Raw genomic sequence first — 19,015 nt, forward strand, 5'->3', positions numbered from 1 at the left:
CGTCTGCGTGGGAATGCCTCAACGGACGCTCCGCGTTCGGCTCCGGAAGGGACGCAGAGCGTCCCGGGCTGCATTCCCACGCAGAGCGCGGGAACGATCGACTTGTGGCGCACAACTTTCCAAGACGTTTCCTACAACGTACCCTGTTGCCGCGTTTCGGTATCGACCCCTATAGTTCGGGCTCGCGGAATACTCTGCGAACGACCTTGGCCGGTCGATATCTGAAACGCTACAGCACGTCGCGTCATGGCGGCTGTGCGCGGGACACCTTCGGGTGTGCCGGGTCTCAGGTACCGGTCGGCCAACCCGCACACGGCTGCCACCTTTACTCGCTTGGCCGCGAACGGTGGTAGTTCTAACCTGGAGTTACACCAATGTTCGACCAAGTCATGCCGCGCTACCTCCCCATCGACACCTACGACGCCGAAAACCCGGTGCTCTTCATCAATACCCATAAAGAACTCAGTGATCTCGCCGCCTGCGCTGCGCATCGCTTTACCGTGGTTCGCGATCTGGCTGACACCTTGTCCACTCTGGGTCTCAAAGGCATTTCCGATTGTGATTTGACGCGTGTGACGAGCGCCGTGCATCTGTTGATGCGCGAGGGCTGTGCGATTCTGGATGTGATTCAGGCGCGGGCGTTGCAGCGGGAGGAGGGGTTCAAGACTGCAGTTTAACGGTGATTGAACTGACGCCATCGCGAGCAGGCTCACTCCCACATTGGATTGCAGGCGTACACAAATCATGTGTCCACCAAAAAATCACTGTGGGAGTGAGCCTGCTCGCGATGGCGTCGGCTCGGTTCATATACTCAAACTCGCTGAACGAGTTACTCCTTCACACTCATAAACTCTTCCGCCCAACGGATGTATTCCTCCGGCTGCGTATAAGTATGAGTTAGCTCGGTGGCGCTCAAATCCGCCGCCTGGGTAAAGATCTGCCGCTGCTCGCGCAAGCTGTCGTAGGTCGCCTTGATTGCTGCGAAGTACGCGCCGTGACCGTCGATGGTCACTCGCACGCCCAGTTCAGCCAGGCGTTTGTCATCGCGCAGCGCCGGGTTGCCGTAAGTGACGAGCATCAGCGGCACGCTCAGGTGTTCGGCAATCTGCTCGAGGTGATCGAAGTCGCGCACGCCGACCATGCAAATGCCGTCGGCACCGGCTTTCTGGTATTGCTGGGTGCGGCTGATGACTTCCTGCACCGGCAGTATCCCGGCATTGGTGCGAGCAATGATTGCCATCTCTGTATCGACCCGCGCTTCCAGGGCCGCGCGAATCTTGCCGACGCCTTCCGCCACCCCGATCAGGTCGGTGGATTTGCGGCCGAATTGTGCCGGCAGCAGGGTGTCTTCGATGGTCAGCGCAGCGATGCCGGCGCGTTCCAGCTCGACGATGGTGCGCATCACGTTGAGTGCGTTGCCGTAGCCGTGGTCGGCGTCGGCGATCACTGGCAATTGCGCCACACGGCCAATGCGCGTGGCCTGTTCGGCGAACTCGCTGAGGCTGATCAAGGCGAAGTCAGGGGCGCCCAGCACCTGCAATGACGCAACCGATCCCCCCAGGATGCCCACTTCAAAACCCAGGTCAGCGGCAATGCGGGCCGACATCGGGTCGAAGACCGACGCCGTGTGATAGCAAGCGTTGGACGCAAACAGCTCGCGAAAGCTACGGCGCAAATCTTGATGAGAGAGCCTGGACATATGAGTTCCACCAATACAAAGGAATGGAAAGGCTTGAGCAAAGGTGTCAACGCCGAAGGAACAAAAGGCTATCACGCGGGGGAGGTGAAGATGATGACGAATTTTGCACTGACTTGAGTCAATTGATCAGCGCCTTAACTTCGAAGCCAAAAAAGACCGCAGACCTTATCAGTCTGCAGCCTCGGTGGAGCGTTTAGCGAAAGCGATTTCAGCCGTGTGCTGGCACGCTCCAGATGTTTTTGATTTCGTGGATATTGCCTACGTTATAGCGAGGCATGAAACCGGAGCACGGGGATAGTGCAGTGGTCTTGACCGGGGTATTGATCACGTTGATGCCAGCGTGCATCAGAGGGGTTTGGTTCCATTGGGTCATAGGCTTGTTCATACGGTTGTTCCTTTTTTTATTTATGGGTGCAGGTATTAACTACCCGCGTTCGAGCATCGACAGCGTTTCTTCATAGAAAGCTGTTTCGTGCATGGCAATGCCGGGATAGGTCGGCACATAGTTCTCGTCGAAGCACCAGGCTTCCTCTGTTTTAACGGACCGTTGAGGATGAATAAGCAAACTCAGCGATGCGGACATTGTTGTGGGTGGAAGCTGCTTGTGCACTTCGTACAGTGGGCGCATGTGCAGGATTTCCCCTGGCGCCAGTTTAAGTATTCTTTCTTCGCCAAGAACTGGTCTTTTCCCAGCTTGGATGGGCGCGTCATCAAGTATTTCTCGTGTAACAGTTGTATACCCGTCTCCGCTATAACCCACGGCGTAAATTTCAAAGTCGTGGGTGTGGTTCAGGTCATAGATGAACGTTTCACTTTCATCTTTCGATGAGACCGGAGACCAAAACCCCAAGCGGACAGTAAACAGATCGTTGTAATGCAATACAAAGGCATAAGCGCCGTAGAGACTGTTCCGTGTGCTGAAACCGTCTTGTTGAATAGCGGTATAAAGGTGCTCACTCAACAATGTACGGTTGGTCGCGAGTTGGCGCAGATCTTCCATGATCTTTTGTTTGTCCCGCTCTAGATCGTAAGTCGTTATACGCTCAATAAATGTATTGAGTTTCATGCCGCTTCACTTTGTTGGTCGAGTAAGAAGTTCAGGTGGTCGTTTTGCAGGTTCCTCAACAGTGGCGCGTAATTCAGTGCGGCCTGCTGGTCCGCTTGCTGAATCATCTGAAAGGCCTTCCAGGCGACAGCGGGGTGGTAGTGATAAATCAATTCTTCGGCCACGTTACGTGCCTCTGGATCCTGTGCGGTCTCCAGCAACTCAAGGCTTACCAGGTAGCGTGCGGCGCTATCGTCGTGGGGGAACCAGGCGATCTTGTCCAATGAGGCACGATCAAACACGCCAATGTCTGCGCTTCGGTCGGGCAGGTTGATGCTGCCGATAAAGGCCTTATGCCCATGGCCTGTCGGATTGCTGTCGAACAAAACCTTCGTGCCGTCAATGAATAGCGGGTTGTCGGCGTCGACTATGATTAATTGCCCCAGCGTCAACTTGTCGTCCTGTATTTCATAAAGCTGGACCGGGAAAGACTGATCGTTGATAGCGAAAAGAATACTGTTTCCTGGAACGGTATAGAGCAGCTCTGACGCACCGGCGTTGTCAGGTGCCTTGAGGCCGATGTTGCCATCGCCGTTACAGTGCAATATCAGTGTTCTGGTATGGATGTTTGTCGACTTCATGATCTCTGCACTTCTGGAAGTGTCATGGGTAAGTGCAGTGTTGTTGCTCAACCGATTGGCGAGTCTTTCGATGTGTCTGGTGATGTCCAGGGCTTCAAGGCTTTTTATAATTTGGCTTGGCGATAGGCCTTTGTCTAAAAGTGTCTCGATCATGAAGTGGCCTGCTTTGCTGGATTTTAAAGTGGAGCGTATCAAGAAATAGATTGGTTCAACTATGTCAGTTGTTTGTGGGCTCTCGCATGGTTGATTCTGTGGGTGTAGTTGGTGTGTGTTTTAAGTATGGTGATGGCAGTGATTGAAGGCAAATCGTTAGTTGTTAGTTGATGTTGTGAGTTGTTATTGGATGTTTTGGGGCGTTGTAACAACTCACGCAGAGTACGTTGAGGGTTAATAGAAGTGATCCAGCGATCAGGTTAGCGAGTGCCACTGGACCGTGCCTTCAAACCCGGTTGAATTACGCCGCAACAGCCTGCTGCTGTTGATTGCGCAGCAACACGGCACGTACCGAGTCGCCGGGTTGCAGTTGCAGGCGTTTGGCCGTGAGGCGGTCGACGATCAGGCTGTTGCCCACCCGTCTGGCCTGGGCTGCGGTGATGCGGCAGTTCTCCAGGCGCCGATTGTGGATCAGCCAAACCGGGGCCTGCTCGTCTGGCGTACCGATGGCCAATAGCAGTGGCTGGCTGTCGCGTACGGTGCGAATTTTCGCGATCTGGGCTTCGATCACCGGGCCTGCGTCGAAGATGTCGATGTAACCCTGATGGGCAAACCCTTCGGCGCTGAGGATCTTCAGCGCCGGTTCGGTGTTGGGGTGTGCCTTGCCGATGACGGCCTGGGCCTGTTCGGTGAGCAGGCAGGTGTAGAGCGGTTGGCGGGGCATCAGTTCGGCGATGAACGATTTGCTGCCCAGCCCCGACAGGTGATCGGCGTGGCTGAAATCCATCTTGAAGAAGTGCCGGCCCAGGCTGTCCCAGAACGGTGAACAGCCATGTTCATCGGCGCGGCCACGCAGTTCTGCGATTAACTTGTCGCCAAAAAAGTGCGGGAATTCGGCAACGAACAACAGGCGCCCCAGCGACAGCAACCGGCCGTTACTGCCGTGGCGTTGATCGTGCCGCAGGAAGAGCGAGCAGATTTCCGATTGGCCGGTCATCTCGTTGTTCAGGAACAGCGTCGGAATCTGCCGCTGGATGCCCAGGTCCGGCGACGAGCTGACCGTCAGCCCGACCCGATAGTTGTACCAGGGCTCACGCAGGCCGACGGCGCCGGCCAAGGCACTGATACCAACCACTTGCTGATCGTCGTCTTCAAGGACGAACAAATAATCGGCATCTGCTCGCTCGACCTGTTCGGCGAAGGTGCGCTGGGCCCAGCGGACCCGGTGTGCCAGGCGCTCCTCGTTGGCCGGCAGGGTGGTGAACCCGGGGCCGGCCTGTTGCACCAGATCCATCAAGGCAGGCAGGTCGGTGACGCGAACCGGGCGGACAATCATGATGCAGCTCCTTCTTCGCGCCTGCTCGGGCGCTGTCGTTGGTCACGCGGGCGAGTGAGGCTCACAGGGCGATCAGCCGGAGCGGGCTGCCCTCGGTCACGTTCAGGGCGGCGCACATCTGTGCGCTCAATTGCACCGGCTGTCCTGCCTGGACATCCAGTTCGGCGACGATGGCCCGATAGTCCTTCAGTGAATCGTTGCTTACGAGGTAACTGCCGCGTGCATCAATGATCGAACCCAGTTGTACCGTGCCGGTCTGGCTCTGGGCGATGGAAAGGATGTTCGAGGTGCGCGCATACAGGGTCGGCCCGCCGTCGAAAAGGTCGATGTAGCTGTTGGTTTCAAATCCTTCGCGCTCGAGGATATCGAAGGCTTCCTGGCCATCGGGGTGGATGCGGCCAATGCACGCCTGCGCCGCCTGCGGCAGCATCGGCACGTAGATCGGGTATTGCGGCATCAGCTCGGCGAGAAAGGTCCGGCTTTCCAGGCCGCAGAGCCGTTCGGCCTCGGCATAAGGCAGGTCAAAGAAGTGCTTGCCCACCGCATCCCAGAACGGCGACTGCCCTTCATCGGTGCTGAAGCCGACGATCTCGGTGATCACCGTGTCGGCAAAGCGCTGCGAATGGGCGGCAATGAACAGCAGCCGTGCCCGTGACAGCAACTGCGAAAAGGCTGTTCGCACCAGCGCGGTGTCGATGTGAAAGCCGCGCAGCAAGGTGTGGCCGTTGAGGTCGTGACATAACGACAGCGCCGGCACGCCATGCTCGATGTTCAGTTCCCGGGAAGCGCTGGTGAAGTGGCGATTGCGCAGGCTGTAGAACGGCTCGTTGAAACCGGCGGTGGCCAGGATTTCCGAGCAGCCCACCAGCCGTTGGGCCTGCAGGTCCTCAAGCACGAAGAAATAGTTCTCCGGGCCATGCGCCTCGACGTTTTTTTCGAACGAGGCGCAGGAATCGAGAATCCTCATGCGCAGGCGTTCGGTGTCGTCCGGCAGGGACGTGACGCCGACCAGGCTGTCGCGCGCCAGTTGCTGCAACTGGGGCAGGTCGGTTAGTTCGACTGGGCGTAAGACCAGCATGGACGCACTCCTGTATCAAAGGGTTCGGCGGTTGGCACCGAACCTGACTATCACTGTCAATTTCCACGCGTTAAAGCGGCGGTCGCCTGAATTCTTGTAAGACGCCGCCCTTTTTCTTGTCAGCCGTTGCTCGGATCAGGCAACGCTGTGTTGACGCCGAGCTTGTTCAGGAAAAACAGGTACACCAGACCCAAGGCAATCCAGATCAAGCCGAGTTTTTGTGCATCGACGCCCATGTTGTACATGATGGCCGCGACGATGATGAAGCCAACGACCGGGCAGATCAGGTGACGGATCACCTGACCGGACTTTTTCCGACGCCAGTAATAATTGATGACGGTCAGGTGCAGCAACATGAATCCGCTCAGCGCGCCAAAGTTCACCAGCGAGGTGAGGGTGTCCACGGCGTTGATGAACAGGTAGCAGATCACCAGCGACAGCAGCGCTACCAGATAGATGCTGAGGTAAGGGGTGTTGTGTTTGGGATGGACCCTGGCCAGTACTTTCGGCAGTTTGCCGTCCCGGGCCATACCGAACAGCAGGCGCGAAACCGCCGCTTGCGAAGTGATTGCCACCGCCACACCCCAGGCCAGGGCCGTGGCTACGCCGGTCAGGGTTGCCAGCCAACTGCCGGCAGCCAATTCGGCGATTTCATAGAACGCGGTGTCAGCCGAGGTGAAGCCCATGCCGGCGGCCAGGTCCGTGGCGATCCAGGTCTGCACGATAAAGATCACACCCATCACAAACAGGGTGATCAACGCAGCCTTGCCAACGTTGCGGCCCGGGTCAGTCTTGATTTCTTCGGCGAGGGTGGAAATCGCATCGAATCCGAGGAACGACAGCACCGCAATCGACACGGCTTGCATCAGCAGGGCGAAGTTAAACGTCTCAGGGTTGTACACCGGCGCGAGGGTCAACTGACCGTGGCCGCCGCCGTTGTACAGGGCGTTCCAGGCGTAGAACAGGAAAATCCCCAGCACCACGAGTTGCGCGAGCAGAAAGAGGATGTTCAGGCGCGCGGTGAAGGTGATGCCGCGCAGGTTGACGAAGGTCGCACTGACCAGAAAGGCCAGGATGAAGCCGACTTTGGGAATGTCCGGGTAAAGGTGATTCAGCGCCATGGCCGCATAAACGTAGAGCAGCGGCGGAATCAGCAGGTAATCGAGCAGCATCAGCCAGCCGGCGATAAACCCGACATGCGGATTGAGGCCGCGTTGCGCGTAGGAATACACCGAGCCGGCAACCGGAAAGGCCCGCGCCATACTGCCGTAACTCAGCGCCGTGAACAGCATCGCCAACATGCCGATGAGGTAGGCCAGCGGCACCATCCCCGGTGCTTCGGCATTGACGTAGCCATACACGCCAAAGGGTGCGATGGGGATCATGAAGATCATCCCGTACACCACCAGGTCGGTCAGCGTCAGGCTGCGTTTCAACTCTTGCTTGTAGCCCAATTCTTCTATTTCCATAACACCCATCTCCTTGGGATCAACGCAGCTGCACGCTGCGGGTTTGACGCGATTCCTTTACAACAGCGGCCGCAGATATTCGGTCCAGCGATCGACGCCTTCAGGTGTGCGTAGCAAATCGTTGCGCACCTCGATCAGCACCGCCTCCAGTCCTCTCGCATCGCCGTGGACCGGCACGGTCATGTCGCCCAGCGGATTGATTTTGTACGGCTCGTTACCGGCTACCTTCAAGGGATGCCGGCTCAATCCGTCAAGCAATCGTTGGGCATAGCCCTTGGCTTCGCCAAACAGCACGCCGGCTTCCAGTGTGCGCGGCTGGCCGTGGTAAACCGGGGTGAAGCTGTGAATGCCCACTACGCGAACGGGCCGCTCTTGGGCCAGACGCTGGTCGATCAACGTTTGCAGCCGGTCATGAAACGGTTTGAACAGGCATTCGCGGCGATATTCGCGGGTGGCCTCATCCAGATCCCGATTGCCCGGAATGTCATAAATCTCGCTTTTGGCGGGGATGCTGTCCGGGGCACCGAGTGGCCGGTTCAGGTCGATCAGCAGTCGCGAGTAGTTGGCGGCCAACAAGGTGGCGCCCAGTGCTTCGGACAAGCGTTCGGCCAGCGCCAGGGCGCCGATGTCCCAGGCGATATGCTCGCGAGCCGCGTCGTGACTCAGGCCAAGGTCCGTTAACCTGGCCGGGATGAAACGACTGGCGTGTTCGCACACCAGCAACAGCGGGTGCTCGGAGGCTTCCCGATGCAGGGTGTAGGCGGGCTCGGTAAAAAGACCGAGTTCAGCGGATTCAGTACAGGCGCGCATAGTGCTCACAGCATTCGGCGGGCGACAGCTGTTCCGTCAGTGTCAGCTCCTGGGTTTTAAGGGCGAACCAGGTGTCCAGTAACGCGTTCGGCAGGTTTTCGATCAGTGCCTCACTGTTGCGCAGGCAGTCCAGTGCCTGGGCAAGGGAAGCGGGCAGGGCAACGATGCCGCGAGCGTGGCGTTGTTCTTCGTTCAGGCAGTCGGGCACTTCGTCGGTGATGGCATTCAGGGCCAGGCGTTGCTCGATGCCCAGGCGGCCGGCGATCAGGAGCGCGGCCATCGCCAGGTGCGGCGAAGCCGTGGCGTCCATCGCGCGAAACTCCAGGTTGAATTGCGCCGCCAGCGATTTACCGCCCAGGCTGACGGTCGGGCAAATCCGCAGCGCCGCTTCGCGGTTCTGCTGGCCGAGGCAAGCGTACGACGCGCTCCAGTGATGCGGCTGCAAACGCTGGTAAGACACCGGCGTCGGCGCGGTAAAGGCACAAAGTGCCGGCAAATAATGCAGCACGCCGGCGGCCCAATATTGACCGAAGGTCGACAGGCCGTTGGTGGTGCCGGCGTCGTACAACAGCGGTTGGCCGTTCAGGTCCAGCAGGCTGACATGCAGATGTACGCCGTTGCACACTGCATGCTCGGACGTCTTGGGGGCGAAGCTCACGTCCAGGCCCATCTGCCGGGCGATCTCGCGGGTGATTTCACGCACGTTTACTGCGCGGTCGGCGGCGGCCACGCCGAGGGTCGGGCGGCAGGTGATTTCGTATTGATGCTTGCCGTATTCGGGCAGGAACATTTCCGGTTCGACGCCGCCTGCGCGCAAGGCACTGAGCAGCCAGCCACCAAACTCGGCGCCTTGACGCTGGGCCTCAAGGGAAAATGCCAGTTGTTCAGCCGCGCCAGTGTCCAGGTTGAATTCATGTTCGAACGCGGCGTTGACCTGCACGCCCAGCTCGGCGCGATAACGTTCCACTTCATTGCGCAACAAGGTCCGTGGGCAGGCGCCCCACGGACGCCCATCGGTTTCGCAAATGTCGCCGTGGATGAAATCCAGCGCCGGGGCCTTGGCATCCGGGCCATTGTTGACCGTCACGCGGCTGCTCAAATCGGGAATCAGCCGCAAATCGCCATAAGCGCCCCACGGGTTGGTGGCGGCGATGATGTCTTGCGGGGTCAGGGCGCTGTTGGCCGGCACCCAGCCACAGCCCGCCACCCGGTAGTGTTCGAGCTCGTCGGTGGGAAACGAGCGACCGCGTGTCACGCCGATCAGGTCGGTGGTGACGAGGGTGGTCATGGGCAACGGCGACAGGCGTTCACTCATGGTTGCAGCTCCTGCAACCGGCCGAGCACGGTCTGGGTGTCGGTGATCCAGCAGTAACCCTTGATTGCGTTCAGGCAGGCTTGATGCCGTTGTGGCGTGTAGGTCGCACAGGCATCTTCCACCAGCGTCACCAGGTAACCGCGGTCCGCGGCGTCACGCACGGCCATGTCCACGCATTGGTCGGTGACGATGCCGGCGATGATCAGGTGCCGGGTTTCGAGATTGCGCAGCACGTAGTCAATGTTGGTGGAGTTGAACACCCCGGAGGAGGTCTTGGGCAGGACGATTTCGTTTTCTGTCGGCGTCAGGTCGTCGATGATGCGCGCTTGCTCACTTCCTTTGGGCAAGTGCATGTCCGAGAGCTTGTGATCGAGCGAGCGATCGCGGCCATCGGCGGTCAGGCTTTCGATGATCGTATGCAGCACGTTCTGCCGTGCGCTGCGAAAGGCGCTGAGCAACCGGCGTTGATTGGGCACCACCTGCATGTGCGTGCGCGTCTGGAAATATTCGGCGTCCGGTCCGTTGAGGTGCGGGTCGAACTGCGGCTCGAGCCAGGCCCGCTGCATGTCCACCAGCAACAGTGCGGTGTGGTCGGCAGTGAACGGCAAGTCCCTGGGTGAATGGTGGGGGAGCGTAAACATCCTTATTTTTCCTCCAGCAAGTGGGTGTCGAATTCGGCGCGCAGCGCATCGATGCCTTCCAGGCGATCGGCCAGGTCAGGGCTGCGCAAGGTCAGGCAGGCGATCAGCGCCTCGACCTGAGCCAGTGCCGGGACCAGGGTGTCGAACGCTGACACCGACTCCACCGGCGCACTGATGATCAGGTCCGCCATCTCGCGCAAGGGTGAAGCATAGATGTCGGTGAACAGCACCACTCGCGCATAGCGATTCTTGGCCGCACTCGCCACCCGCAGCGCTTGAGACTGGTAGCGGCGATAGTCGAACACCAGCACCACGTCCTGGCGCTGCACGTCGAACAGCCGGTCCGGCAATTGCGCGTTGTCTTCCAGGGCGAAACAGCCGGGGCGCAGCAGGCGCAAATGGTTAAGCAGGTAATGGGCGAGGAAACTGCTGAAGCGCCCGCCGAAGCAGTGCACCTGATGGCGGGTGTCGAGCAGCCACTCGACCAGAATCCGCACATCTTCGGGCTGGGTCAGTGCATGGGTTTCCACCAGCGCCCGATGGCTGTCCGCCAGATACTGGCTCCAGACGTCGCCTTTTTGCAGATGAGAGCGAGGCTGTAACTGCGCGCTGGGAGACCGCAAGCGATGGTCCATGTCGCTGAGCAGTGCCTCCTGAAAATCGGCATAACCGCTGAACCCGAGTTTTTTGACCAGGCGCACGATGGTCGGATCGCTGACACCGGCATGTTCGGCCAGACGCGACATCGGGCCCAGCCCATTACGCGGGTACTGGTCCAGCAAGGCACGGATGACCTTGCGTTCCGACGGCGTCAGTTCCAGGCCAGGATCGGTGATCAGGTCTCTAAGGGAGGGCATCCGGGCTCCTTGCTGGATGTGGTGTCGGTTTCGTTTCATAAATTGCTAAAACAGTATTTATGTAGCGCTCGCTACATGTCTAGTGAATTTTTCCGTGGTTTTTTAACGCCCCGAAATGGGGCAAAAGCCGCGTGCGCCGTGGGCTACACGGAAGACGACTGAGTGTGTAGTCCATCGCCCTTCAAGTTGTCAGAGATTGCCGAAATCCAACGATCAGCTCAGGCGGCGAGTGCGTGTCGCCGGATGAAACGAAACGCCCTGGATCGCACGTCTTGCGGCACAATTGAACAAATATCCACGGCGTCGAGCCGTTCTTTGTTACACCGACAGGGTGATTATCCGTGCAGGCGACCCGTTTGACCCTGATGTGCCACGCTCGAACCGTCGCACAAAAATTAGCGATCTTTCCTACGAACGAACCCCTGGAAACGGAGTGGATATCGGCGAGGGGAGCGCGTTGTCGCCCGTTCAAGGGAACGCCGCGTTTGCTCTGTGCGCCGGAGTTGCGGACGCAGCAGACGGCCGAGCTGTTTGGCGACGACGTTGAAATTGTCCCGGCGCTGAGGGATTGCGACTTCGGACGCTGGAAAGGTGTACGGATCGACGATCTGCAAAAAGCCGAACCCGAGGCACTTGAGGCCTGGCTCGATGACCCGGCGTCGGCGCCGCATGGCGGTGAGTCGGTAGCCCAACTCGGTGCGCGCGTGGCGCAGTGGCTCAAATCCCTGGAGTCCACACCGGGGCATGTCGTTGCCATCACCCATCCCTTTGTCATTCGCGCTGCATTGACGCAAGTGCTTCAGGCAACGGCCTTCAACCTGATCGACGTTGAACCGTTATCGACCATCGAGTTGCGGTTCACCGGCCGCTGGAGGTTACGCTTGCTCGGCACCGACGCCGAAGGAGCCCTTTGATGAAAAAGCTGCTGGTCATCGGCATCGGCGCCGGCAACCCCGACTACATCACGATGCAGGCCGTGAAGGCGCTGAACCTTGTCGACGTGTTTTTCCTGATGGACAAGGGCCCGGCCAAAGACAAACTGATCGACCTGCGCCGGGAGATCTGCGAGCGCTACATCACTGGCCGCGACTACCGCTTCGTCGAAGCCCTCAGCCCTGAGCGCGAGCGTGGGGAGGTGGACTACACGAGCAGCGTGGACGATCTGAATCTTGCCAAGCAAGTCACCTTTGAACGACTGATCAATGAGCAACTGTCCGATGATCAGTGCGCAGGTTTCCTGGTGTGGGGCGATCCGGCGTTGTACGACAGCACGATTCGGATATTGCAGGCGATTCTGGCCTCGGGCCGTTGCGTGTTCGAGTTTGAAGTGATCCCCGGCATCACCAGCGTTCAGGCGCTGGCGGCGCAGCATAAAGTGCCGCTCAATCGCATTGGCCAATCAATTGAAATCACCACCGGCCGACGGCTCGCGGCAGGGCAGGTGAGCGATGCCGACAGCCTGGTGGTGATGCTCGATGCGCAGGATGCCTACCATCAGGTGGCCGATCAGGAGAGCGAGATTTACTGGGGGGCTTACTTGGGGACACCGGATGAGATCTTGATCAGCGGCAAGCTCAAGGACGTGGCGGATGAGATCGAGCGGGTGCGCAAGGCGGCGCGGCTGGCCAATGGCTGGATTATGGATACCTATCTGGTGCGCAAGCCTTAAAGGTATTGGTGTCTGAGCGGGCCCCATCGCGGGCAAGCCCGCTCCCACAGGGATATTCGGTGTTCACACAACCTGTGGGAGCGGGCTTGCCCGCGATGGGGCCCTTGAATACACCTCAAAAAACGGCCTTGCCCCCACGCCCAAACCGCTCCCGATACACCGACGGCGGCACGCCCACCACCCCGCGAAACGCCACCCGAAAACTCTCCACCGACCGATAACCACACTGCTCGGCAATCTGATCGGTGTTCTGCCCGGTGCTCTCCAGCAACTCCCGCGCCCGCGCCAGCCGCTCGTGTTGCAGCCACGCTTTGGGCGGCATGCCCGTGGCTTCAGTAAACCGGCGCAGAAAGGTGCGTTCACTCATGGCCGCCTCGCTGGCCAGTTCGCGAACTTCCAGCGGTTCGTGCAAGCGCTCGCGCGCCCATTGCATGACGCGTGACAAATCGCTGCGCGGCGTCGGGCTGACCGGTGTGGGAATGAACTGCGCCTGACCGCCGGTACGCTGCGGCGACATCACCAGCCGCCGCGCCACCGAGTTCGCCACCTGCGTGCCGAAATCCCGTGCCACCAGGTGCAGGCACGCATCGATCCCCGCCGCGCTGCCGGCCGAGGTGATCAACTGACCAGAATCGACATAGAGCACGTCCGGGTCCACCAGGATGTTGGGAAAGCGCTCCGCCAGCTCCGTGGTGTAACGCCAATGCGTGGTGGCGCTGCGGCCGTCGAGCAAGCCGGTCGCCGCCAGCACAAACACGCCGGAGCAGATCGACAGCAGCCGCGCCCCGCGTGCGTGGGCCTGGCGCAGGGCCACGAGCAAGTGTTCAGGCACCGCTGCCTGGCGGTCGCGCCAACCGGGAACGATGATCGTGCGGGCGTTTTCGAGCAGTTCCATGCCGCCATCGGCCAGCACTTGAATGCCGCCCATGGCGCGCATCGGGCCCTGGTCCACGGCGACGATACGGTGCTCATACCAAGGGAAATCGAACTCCGGCCGCGCCAGGCCAAAGATCTCCACGGCGATGCCGAATTCGAACGTACAGAGGCCGTCGTAGGCCAGAATTGCGACCAATCCAGGGGCAGGCTGCATTTGGCGGAAAGTTCCCGGTGAGTGTCTTGTGCGCCACTGTAGCGGCAAGTGTCGGGCGGATAAAGTCCCCTCACACCCACTGAGACTTTGGAGTACAGCCCATGACCAGCCTGGTCCGCGAGATTCCCGCCGCCCCGTCGGCGATTGCCCTGATGCATTTCAGCAACCGCCTGACCTTTGAAACCGATTGTTCCGACGTCTTTTCGAGCCAGCAGGCCGGCGAAGTGGATTTTGTCTTGGTGGACGTGCGCGGACCGCTGGCGTTCGAGCGCGGCCATGTGCCGGGCGCGATCAATATTCCGGGGCGATTGCTGACCGCCGAGCGCTTGGCGGATTACCCGAAATCCACTGTGTTTGTGGTCTATTGCGCCGGGCCGCACTGCAACGGTGTGCACAAGGCCGCGGTGAAACTGGCGGCGTTGGGTTACCCGGTCAAGGAGATGATCGGCGGCGTGACCGGGTGGCTGGATGAAGGGTTGGCGTTGAGTAGTGCGGTGCAACGGCCGGCCACCGTTGCCATCGGTTGCGAATGTTGATTCAGCCAAAAAATTTGCAGCCTCGATCCCGTGTAGGAGCTGTCGAGTAAAACGAGGCTGCGATCTTTTGATCCTGGTCCTAAACCGATTCCCACCACCCATCCAGCGTCGCCTGCAACCACTCGAACACGGCTGCATGGGCGGCGCTGTCCTGTGGTCCCCGGGGCAACGGCGATTCAACGCCAAAATGCGCATTGAGCATCGCCACCGACTCGGCATTCCACTCAGGGTGAAACTGCAACCCCACCCGGGTCGGGCCCACGCGATACATCTGCTGCGCGCATTGATCGCTGCTGGCCAGCAATTGCGCGTCGGGCGGCAGGTCGATCGCATCTTCGTGCCACTCGAGCACCTTCAGCATCTGGCCATCGGTGAACGTCACCGGCGTCCAGCCAGTCTCGTAGCGGTTCATGCGCCGCACGTTCCCGCCCAGACTCAGCGCCAGTAACTGCGCCCCCAGGCAAATCGCGAACACTGCCGCGCCCTGATCCAGGCTCGCCATCAGCCACTGGCGCTCGGCCTCCAGCCACGCCGGCCCGGCGTTGGATTCATAAGGCCCGCCCAGCACAATCACCGGCGCCGCACTCGCCGGTGGAAGCTGCCCGAGATCGGCGCGAAAAACCTTGAGCAGGATGTCGCGGGACTTGGCCCAGTCGGCAATGGCACCGGGGCCTTCGGCAGGGTGGTGCTGGATCAGATTCAAGGTTGGCATCAGCGCTCTCTGTCGTTTTTGTGTGTGGCTTTTGTCTGAAACAAGGGTTTGTCCTACAGTCTTTGCACCGCCTTGGCGCAGGCTTCAAGTGACATGAATCCAGGCGCTGTTTTTCTGTAAGTATTTGTCGCTTAAACACAATTTGCTCGCATGAAGCCACTCTAGACTGCCGGCCACTTCGGTTTTTGCTGACCGAAAGATGCTAATCGAACGCTGCCAATAAAAGCCTCCGCACACAGGAGTTATAAATGAAGAAGCTAGTGATGTTCGGTGCCCTGGCACTGTCGATGTTGTCCCTGACCGCTGTGGCCGAAGACGCCAAGCCGATCCGCATCGGTATCGAAGCCGGTTACCCGCCATTCTCGATGAAAACCCCCGACGGCAAACTCACCGGTTTCGACGTGGATATCGGCGATGCGCTGTGTGAGCAGATGAAAGTGAAGTGCACCTGGGTCGAGCAAGAATTCGACGGTCTGATCCCGGCGCTGAAAGTGAAGAAAATCGACGCGATCCTGTCGTCCATGACCATCACTGACGACCGCAAGAAGAACGTCGATTTCACCATCAAGTACTACCACACCCCGGCGCGCTTCGTGATGAAGGCCGGTACCGACATCAAAGACCCGCTGACCGAGCTCAAAGGCAAGAAAGTCGGCGTGCTGCGTGCCAGTACCCACGACCGTTTCGCCACCGAAGTGCTGGTGCCGGCCGGCATCGAGCTGGTGCGTTATGGCTCGCAACAGGAAGCCAACCTGGACATGGTCTCTGGCCGCGTTGACGCGCTGCTGGCCGACTCGGTCAACCTGGACGACGGTTTCCTGAAAACCGACGCCGGTAAAGGCTTCGCCTTCGTTGGCCCGACCTACGAAGACGCCAAGTACTTCGGCGGCGGCGCCGGTATTGCGGTGCGCAAAGGCGATAAAGAGCTGGCGGACAAATTCAACACCGCCATCACCGAAATCCGCGCCAACGGCAAGTACAAGCAAGTGCAGGACAAGTACTTCGCGTTTGACGTTTACGGCGAGTAATCACGCCGTTTGAAAAAGTGGCAACCGTTGACGCGGTTGCCATTTTTTATGCGCTCACCATTGAAATAAGATCCCTGTGGGAGCGACGGTGCGACGATTCGACCTGCTCGCACCGTCGCTCCCACAGGTGATTTTCGTCGTTCAGGCTATTCAGGAGTTACCCATGCAACGCATCGACCATTCATTGCCCTGGAGCCACCTGGGCACCGAACGCACCCTCAGCGTGTTTCGTTATGGCGCGGGCACTCGCAAGGTCTACATCCAGGCCAGCCTGCACGCCGATGAACTGCCGGGCATGCGCACCGCATGGGAGCTGAAAAAGCGCCTGACCGAACTCGAAACCCAAGGCCAGTTGCAGGGCGTGATCGAACTGGTGCCGGTGGCCAATCCAATCGGTCTTGACCAGCATTTGCAAGGCAGCCACATGGGCCGCTTCGAACTGGGCAGCGGCAAGAACTTCAACCGCTCCTTCGTGGAACTCAGTGCTCCGGTGGCGGCGTTGATCGGCGATCAGTTGGGGCACGATGCGCAAGCCAACATTGCGTTGATTCGCCAAGCCATGGGTCAGGTACTTGACGGCTTGCCAGCACCGGCTTCGCAACTTGAAGCCATGCACCGCTTGCTGCTGCGTCATGCGTGCGATGCCGACATCACCCTGGATCTGCATTGCGATTTCGATGCTGCGATTCACCTCTATGCCTTGCCGCAACATTGGCCTCAGTGGCAGTCCCTGGCGGCGCGCCTGAAGGCCGGCGTGGCGTTGCTCTGTGAGGATTCCGGCGGCAGTTCATTCGATGAGTCCTGTTCCTCGCCGTGGTTGCGTCTGGCGCGGGCCTTTCCCGAGGCGAACATTCCACCGGCCAACCTTGCGACCACGCTGGAACTGGGCAGTATGTGCGACACCCGGGTCGATCAGGCCCAGGCCAATTGCGAGGCGATTCTCGGCTTCCTCGCCGAGCAGGGTTTCATCCAGGGCACCTGGCCAGCGGCGCCGAGCGAATGCTGTGAGGGCATGCCGTTCGAGGGCACTGAGTACCTTTTCGCGCCGCATCACGGTGTGGTGAGTTTCCTGCGTGATTCGGGCGAATGGGTAGAGCAGGGCGATGCGCTGTTTGAAGTGGTCGATCCGCTGAATGATCGCGTGACCACCGTGCGCGCCGGCACCAGCGGCGTGTTGTTCGCGATTGATCGTGGACGGTATACGCAGCCGGGGACGTGGCAGGCGAAAGTGGCGGGGCGGGAGCCGATTCGGGCGGGCAAGTTGATTAACGACTGATTCCGAATTGTTGGCGGCTCATAAGGCCCCATCGCGGGCAAGCCCGCTCCCACAGGGGAATGCATTTCAAATGTGGGAGCGAGCTTGCTCGCGATGGGGCCATCAGCAACACCGAAGTCCGATCGTTCCCACGCTCCGCGTGGGAATGCCTCAACGGACGCTCCGCGTTCGGCTTCTGGGACGCGGAGCGTCCCGGGCTGCATTCCCACGCAGAGCGTGGGAACGATCATCAAATACCTGACATCCTTCACAGTGTTAGGCTCTGCCCCGAATCCTGCGCGCTGTGAAGGAAGGTTTATGTTGAAGATTCTCGCTCTGCTGACGCTGCTGGCATCCGCCACCGTCCAGGCTCAAACCCCGCTGCTTAACGATCTGCCGCTCAAGTACCTGGAGCAGGCCAACCCCGAATCCCGCCATCAGCCCCTGGTGATTTTTCTCCACGGTTACGGCAGTAACGAGCAGGACCTGTTCGGGATAAAGGACGAGTTGCCGGCGCAGTACAACTTTCTGTCGGTTCAGGCGCCAGTGAGGTTGGATGAGGACAGTTATCAGTGGTTTCGCAAGAAAGGCGAAGGCGCCTACAACGGTGAAACCGATGACTTGAAGACCAGCGCCAAGGTGCTGCTGGATTTCATCGCCCAGGCGGCGAAGAAATATCAGACAGAACCCGACAAGGTGTTCCTCGTGGGCTTCAGTCAGGGCGCGATCATGTCCTACGAGCTGGCGTTGCGTCATCCCGAGGCCGTGGGCGGGATTGCCGCGCTGAGCGGGCGGATTCTGCCGGTGCTCAAATCCGAGCTCAAACCGGATGAAAAACGCCAGAAGCTGGCGATTTTCATTGGTCATGGCACCGCGGACAAACGCCTGCCCTACAAAGACGGCACCGACGCCGACAGCCTGTTGCAGCGTCTGTCACTCAAGCCTGAGTTCCATGGCTACGAAGGTCTCGGCCACAACATCAATGAGGCCGAGGTGGCGGATTTGAACGCCTGGTTACAGCGTCTCAACCCCTGACTTTACTTGCCGGATACGATCTGCTTGACCAGCGTTTCGTGGCCGGCATTGTCGCTGAGACGGGAAATCACCTGAACGATCGCCATGCGGGTGTTGGACGCGGCCATGACGGTGGTGTCGAGGGTCTTGCCGCCGCCCTGGGTGGCGGTGCTGTCGATCTGCCGCAGACCCAGACCTGTGCCTTTCTGGGTCAGGCTTTTTTCGCTGAGCTTGGTGAAGTCCGGCAGCGCATGGGCTTGCTCGGTGGCGAAGTCGGACGCGGCGGAGTCGAGAAACTGACTGTCGTTGTCTTTGACATTGGCGCCGCCGGGGATGGTGTTTTCAGCGGCGATCACCACCGTTTTCGTGGCCTGGTTGGTGTACATGGTGCCGGTGGCCCCAGCGGTTCCGGCGGCCGCATCGCCGGCGGGCAGCGGGTTGGCGATGAAACCCTTGGGCAGGCTGAACTTGAACTTGCCGCCGAGCATCGAGACCTCTTGTGCGGGCGCTTTATCGCTGGCGGTGGCCTTGGCGGCATGGGCATTCAACGCCCCAAGGCTGGCGGCCGCCGTCAACAACAGGACAACGGCTTTTTTACTCAACAATGACATTCGAAACTCCAGGGATGGTCGCGCTTTGCGGGCGATCATCCCATGGAGGCTGTTAT

21 protein-coding genes are annotated in these 19,015 nt (G+C 59.6%); 7 read left to right on the top strand and 14 right to left on the bottom strand.

Translation table 11 applies throughout. The annotated features are described in order from the left end of the window. Positions 1-374: 374 nt before the first annotated feature. Positions 375-677 carry a hypothetical protein gene (locus tag BLQ41_RS17560; protein ID WP_090182781.1) on the top strand — a complete coding sequence of 101 codons (303 nt, stop codon included), beginning with the start codon at positions 375-377 and terminating at the stop codon, positions 675-677. Positions 678-829: 152 nt separating this feature from the next. On the opposite strand, the gene BLQ41_RS17565 is transcribed toward BLQ41_RS17560, so the two are convergent. The 11 genes from BLQ41_RS17565 to BLQ41_RS17610 all read right to left on the bottom strand — a co-directional run bounded on the left by BLQ41_RS17565 (position 830) and on the right by BLQ41_RS17610 (position 11,044). Continuing rightward, a complete protein-coding gene (locus tag BLQ41_RS17565; RefSeq protein WP_090182783.1) occupies positions 830-1,699 on the bottom strand; it encodes an isocitrate lyase/PEP mutase family protein in 870 nt (289 codons plus the stop codon). 208 nt (positions 1,700-1,907) lie between these two features. Further along, positions 1,908-2,084 carry a hypothetical protein gene (locus BLQ41_RS30700; protein ID WP_167360493.1) on the bottom strand — a complete coding sequence of 59 codons (177 nt, stop codon included), beginning with the start codon at positions 2,082-2,084 and terminating at the stop codon, positions 1,908-1,910. Between the two features lie 39 nt (positions 2,085-2,123). Then, positions 2,124-2,765 (bottom strand): transposase, encoded by a 642-nt coding sequence (locus BLQ41_RS17570; RefSeq protein ID WP_090182784.1) that lies wholly within the window; start codon positions 2,763-2,765, stop codon positions 2,124-2,126. Beyond that, a complete protein-coding gene (locus BLQ41_RS17575) occupies positions 2,762-3,538 on the bottom strand; it encodes a hypothetical protein (RefSeq protein ID WP_090182786.1) in 777 nt (258 codons plus the stop codon). The genes BLQ41_RS17570 and BLQ41_RS17575 overlap by 4 nt, the downstream gene beginning before the upstream one ends. 301 nt (positions 3,539-3,839) lie before the next feature. Beyond that, positions 3,840-4,874 (bottom strand): arginine N-succinyltransferase, encoded by a 1,035-nt coding sequence (gene astA / locus BLQ41_RS17580; RefSeq protein WP_090182788.1) that lies wholly within the window; start codon positions 4,872-4,874, stop codon positions 3,840-3,842. Positions 4,875-4,935: 61 nt separating this feature from the next. Then, the gene (locus BLQ41_RS17585; protein WP_090182790.1) at positions 4,936-5,952 is read right to left on the bottom strand and encodes an arginine N-succinyltransferase; all 1,017 of its coding nucleotides are present in this window, start codon (positions 5,950-5,952) and stop codon (positions 4,936-4,938) included. 119 nt (positions 5,953-6,071) lie between these two features. Beyond that, positions 6,072-7,421, bottom strand: coding sequence for an APC family permease (locus tag BLQ41_RS17590; protein WP_090182792.1), 1,350 nt, complete (start codon positions 7,419-7,421; stop codon positions 6,072-6,074). 57 nt (positions 7,422-7,478) lie between these two features. Next, entirely contained in the window at positions 7,479-8,231 is a 753-nt protein-coding gene (locus BLQ41_RS17595) for an N-formylglutamate amidohydrolase (RefSeq protein WP_090182794.1), read from the bottom strand. Continuing rightward, positions 8,215-9,546, bottom strand: a complete 1,332-nt coding sequence (locus BLQ41_RS17600; protein ID WP_090182796.1) for a type I glutamate--ammonia ligase — start codon at positions 9,544-9,546, stop codon at positions 8,215-8,217. The genes BLQ41_RS17595 and BLQ41_RS17600 overlap by 17 nt, the downstream gene beginning before the upstream one ends. Further along, positions 9,543-10,187: an isochorismatase family cysteine hydrolase gene (locus BLQ41_RS17605; RefSeq protein WP_090182798.1), complete on the bottom strand. Its 645-nt coding sequence runs from the start codon at positions 10,185-10,187 to the stop codon at positions 9,543-9,545. Before BLQ41_RS17605 ends, BLQ41_RS17600 begins: the two co-directional genes overlap by 4 nt. Before the next feature lie 2 nt (positions 10,188-10,189). Further along, positions 10,190-11,044, bottom strand: a complete 855-nt coding sequence (locus tag BLQ41_RS17610) for a MurR/RpiR family transcriptional regulator (RefSeq protein WP_090182800.1) — start codon at positions 11,042-11,044, stop codon at positions 10,190-10,192. A gap of 341 nt (positions 11,045-11,385) precedes the next feature. Here BLQ41_RS17610 and BLQ41_RS17615 point away from each other — a divergent pair, with 341 nt between their 5' ends. Together BLQ41_RS17615 and cobF are read left to right on the top strand one after the other, a co-directional pair. Then, positions 11,386-11,958, top strand: coding sequence for a histidine phosphatase family protein (locus tag BLQ41_RS17615; RefSeq protein ID WP_090182802.1), 573 nt, complete (start codon positions 11,386-11,388; stop codon positions 11,956-11,958). Beyond that, on the top strand, positions 11,958-12,713 hold the full coding sequence (gene cobF / locus BLQ41_RS17620) for a precorrin-6A synthase (deacetylating) (protein ID WP_090182804.1): 756 nt from the start codon (positions 11,958-11,960) through the stop codon (positions 12,711-12,713). Before BLQ41_RS17615 ends, cobF begins: the two co-directional genes overlap by 1 nt. A 115-nt stretch (positions 12,714-12,828) precedes the next feature. Here cobF and ftrA read toward each other — a convergent pair whose 3' ends face one another. Further along, the gene (ftrA, locus tag BLQ41_RS17625) at positions 12,829-13,803 is read right to left on the bottom strand and encodes a transcriptional regulator FtrA (protein ID WP_090182806.1); all 975 of its coding nucleotides are present in this window, start codon (positions 13,801-13,803) and stop codon (positions 12,829-12,831) included. Between the two features lie 101 nt (positions 13,804-13,904). Here ftrA and BLQ41_RS17630 point away from each other — a divergent pair, with 101 nt between their 5' ends. Next, a complete protein-coding gene (locus tag BLQ41_RS17630; protein ID WP_090182808.1) occupies positions 13,905-14,339 on the top strand; it encodes a rhodanese-like domain-containing protein in 435 nt (144 codons plus the stop codon). A gap of 79 nt (positions 14,340-14,418) precedes the next feature. Here the strand turns inward: BLQ41_RS17630 and BLQ41_RS17635 are convergent, their stop codons facing one another. After that, a complete protein-coding gene (locus tag BLQ41_RS17635; protein ID WP_090182810.1) occupies positions 14,419-15,051 on the bottom strand; it encodes a type 1 glutamine amidotransferase in 633 nt (210 codons plus the stop codon). 248 nt (positions 15,052-15,299) lie between these two features. Here BLQ41_RS17635 and BLQ41_RS17640 point away from each other — a divergent pair, with 248 nt between their 5' ends. The 3 genes from BLQ41_RS17640 to BLQ41_RS17650 all read left to right on the top strand — a co-directional run bounded on the left by BLQ41_RS17640 (position 15,300) and on the right by BLQ41_RS17650 (position 18,369). Next, complete coding sequence (locus BLQ41_RS17640) at positions 15,300-16,079, top strand: ABC transporter substrate-binding protein (RefSeq protein ID WP_090182812.1); 780 nt, start codon at positions 15,300-15,302, stop codon at positions 16,077-16,079. Between the two features lie 163 nt (positions 16,080-16,242). Beyond that, positions 16,243-17,355 (top strand): succinylglutamate desuccinylase/aspartoacylase family protein, encoded by a 1,113-nt coding sequence (locus BLQ41_RS17645; RefSeq protein ID WP_090182814.1) that lies wholly within the window; start codon positions 16,243-16,245, stop codon positions 17,353-17,355. Between the two features lie 297 nt (positions 17,356-17,652). Next, positions 17,653-18,369, top strand: coding sequence for an alpha/beta hydrolase (locus BLQ41_RS17650; RefSeq protein ID WP_090182816.1), 717 nt, complete (start codon positions 17,653-17,655; stop codon positions 18,367-18,369). Between the two features lie 2 nt (positions 18,370-18,371). Here the strand turns inward: BLQ41_RS17650 and BLQ41_RS17655 are convergent, their stop codons facing one another. Then, positions 18,372-18,959, bottom strand: a complete 588-nt coding sequence (locus BLQ41_RS17655; RefSeq protein WP_090182818.1) for a DcrB/PsbP domain-containing protein — start codon at positions 18,957-18,959, stop codon at positions 18,372-18,374. Positions 18,960-19,015 lie beyond the last annotated feature (56 nt).

Source organism: Pseudomonas arsenicoxydans (assembly GCF_900103875.1).
Taxonomy (GTDB): domain Bacteria; phylum Pseudomonadota; class Gammaproteobacteria; order Pseudomonadales; family Pseudomonadaceae; genus Aquipseudomonas; species Aquipseudomonas arsenicoxydans.

What these genes read in the sequence shown, in the direction of transcription:
- BLQ41_RS17560 (WP_090182781.1), top strand. Translation starts at nt 375, where the DNA reads ATGTTCGACCAAGTCATGCCGCGCTACCTCCCCATCGACACCTACGAC.
- BLQ41_RS17565 (WP_090182783.1), bottom strand. Translation starts at nt 1,699, where the DNA reads ATGTCCAGGCTCTCTCATCAAGATTTGCGCCGTAGCTTTCGCGAGCTG.
- BLQ41_RS30700 (WP_167360493.1), bottom strand. Translation starts at nt 2,084, where the DNA reads ATGAACAAGCCTATGACCCAATGGAACCAAACCCCTCTGATGCACGCT.
- BLQ41_RS17570 (WP_090182784.1), bottom strand. Translation starts at nt 2,765, where the DNA reads ATGAAACTCAATACATTTATTGAGCGTATAACGACTTACGATCTAGAG.
- BLQ41_RS17575 (WP_090182786.1), bottom strand. Translation starts at nt 3,538, where the DNA reads ATGATCGAGACACTTTTAGACAAAGGCCTATCGCCAAGCCAAATTATA.
- astA (WP_090182788.1), bottom strand. Translation starts at nt 4,874, where the DNA reads ATGATTGTCCGCCCGGTTCGCGTCACCGACCTGCCTGCCTTGATGGAT.
- BLQ41_RS17585 (WP_090182790.1), bottom strand. Translation starts at nt 5,952, where the DNA reads ATGCTGGTCTTACGCCCAGTCGAACTAACCGACCTGCCCCAGTTGCAG.
- BLQ41_RS17590 (WP_090182792.1), bottom strand. Translation starts at nt 7,421, where the DNA reads ATGGAAATAGAAGAATTGGGCTACAAGCAAGAGTTGAAACGCAGCCTG.
- BLQ41_RS17595 (WP_090182794.1), bottom strand. Translation starts at nt 8,231, where the DNA reads ATGCGCGCCTGTACTGAATCCGCTGAACTCGGTCTTTTTACCGAGCCC.
- BLQ41_RS17600 (WP_090182796.1), bottom strand. Translation starts at nt 9,546, where the DNA reads ATGAGTGAACGCCTGTCGCCGTTGCCCATGACCACCCTCGTCACCACC.
- BLQ41_RS17605 (WP_090182798.1), bottom strand. Translation starts at nt 10,187, where the DNA reads ATGTTTACGCTCCCCCACCATTCACCCAGGGACTTGCCGTTCACTGCC.
- BLQ41_RS17610 (WP_090182800.1), bottom strand. Translation starts at nt 11,044, where the DNA reads ATGCCCTCCCTTAGAGACCTGATCACCGATCCTGGCCTGGAACTGACG.
- cobF (WP_090182804.1), top strand. Translation starts at nt 11,958, where the DNA reads ATGAAAAAGCTGCTGGTCATCGGCATCGGCGCCGGCAACCCCGACTAC.
- ftrA (WP_090182806.1), bottom strand. Translation starts at nt 13,803, where the DNA reads ATGCAGCCTGCCCCTGGATTGGTCGCAATTCTGGCCTACGACGGCCTC.
- BLQ41_RS17630 (WP_090182808.1), top strand. Translation starts at nt 13,905, where the DNA reads ATGACCAGCCTGGTCCGCGAGATTCCCGCCGCCCCGTCGGCGATTGCC.
- BLQ41_RS17635 (WP_090182810.1), bottom strand. Translation starts at nt 15,051, where the DNA reads ATGCCAACCTTGAATCTGATCCAGCACCACCCTGCCGAAGGCCCCGGT.
- BLQ41_RS17640 (WP_090182812.1), top strand. Translation starts at nt 15,300, where the DNA reads ATGAAGAAGCTAGTGATGTTCGGTGCCCTGGCACTGTCGATGTTGTCC.
- BLQ41_RS17645 (WP_090182814.1), top strand. Translation starts at nt 16,243, where the DNA reads ATGCAACGCATCGACCATTCATTGCCCTGGAGCCACCTGGGCACCGAA.
- BLQ41_RS17650 (WP_090182816.1), top strand. Translation starts at nt 17,653, where the DNA reads ATGTTGAAGATTCTCGCTCTGCTGACGCTGCTGGCATCCGCCACCGTC.
- BLQ41_RS17655 (WP_090182818.1), bottom strand. Translation starts at nt 18,959, where the DNA reads ATGTCATTGTTGAGTAAAAAAGCCGTTGTCCTGTTGTTGACGGCGGCC.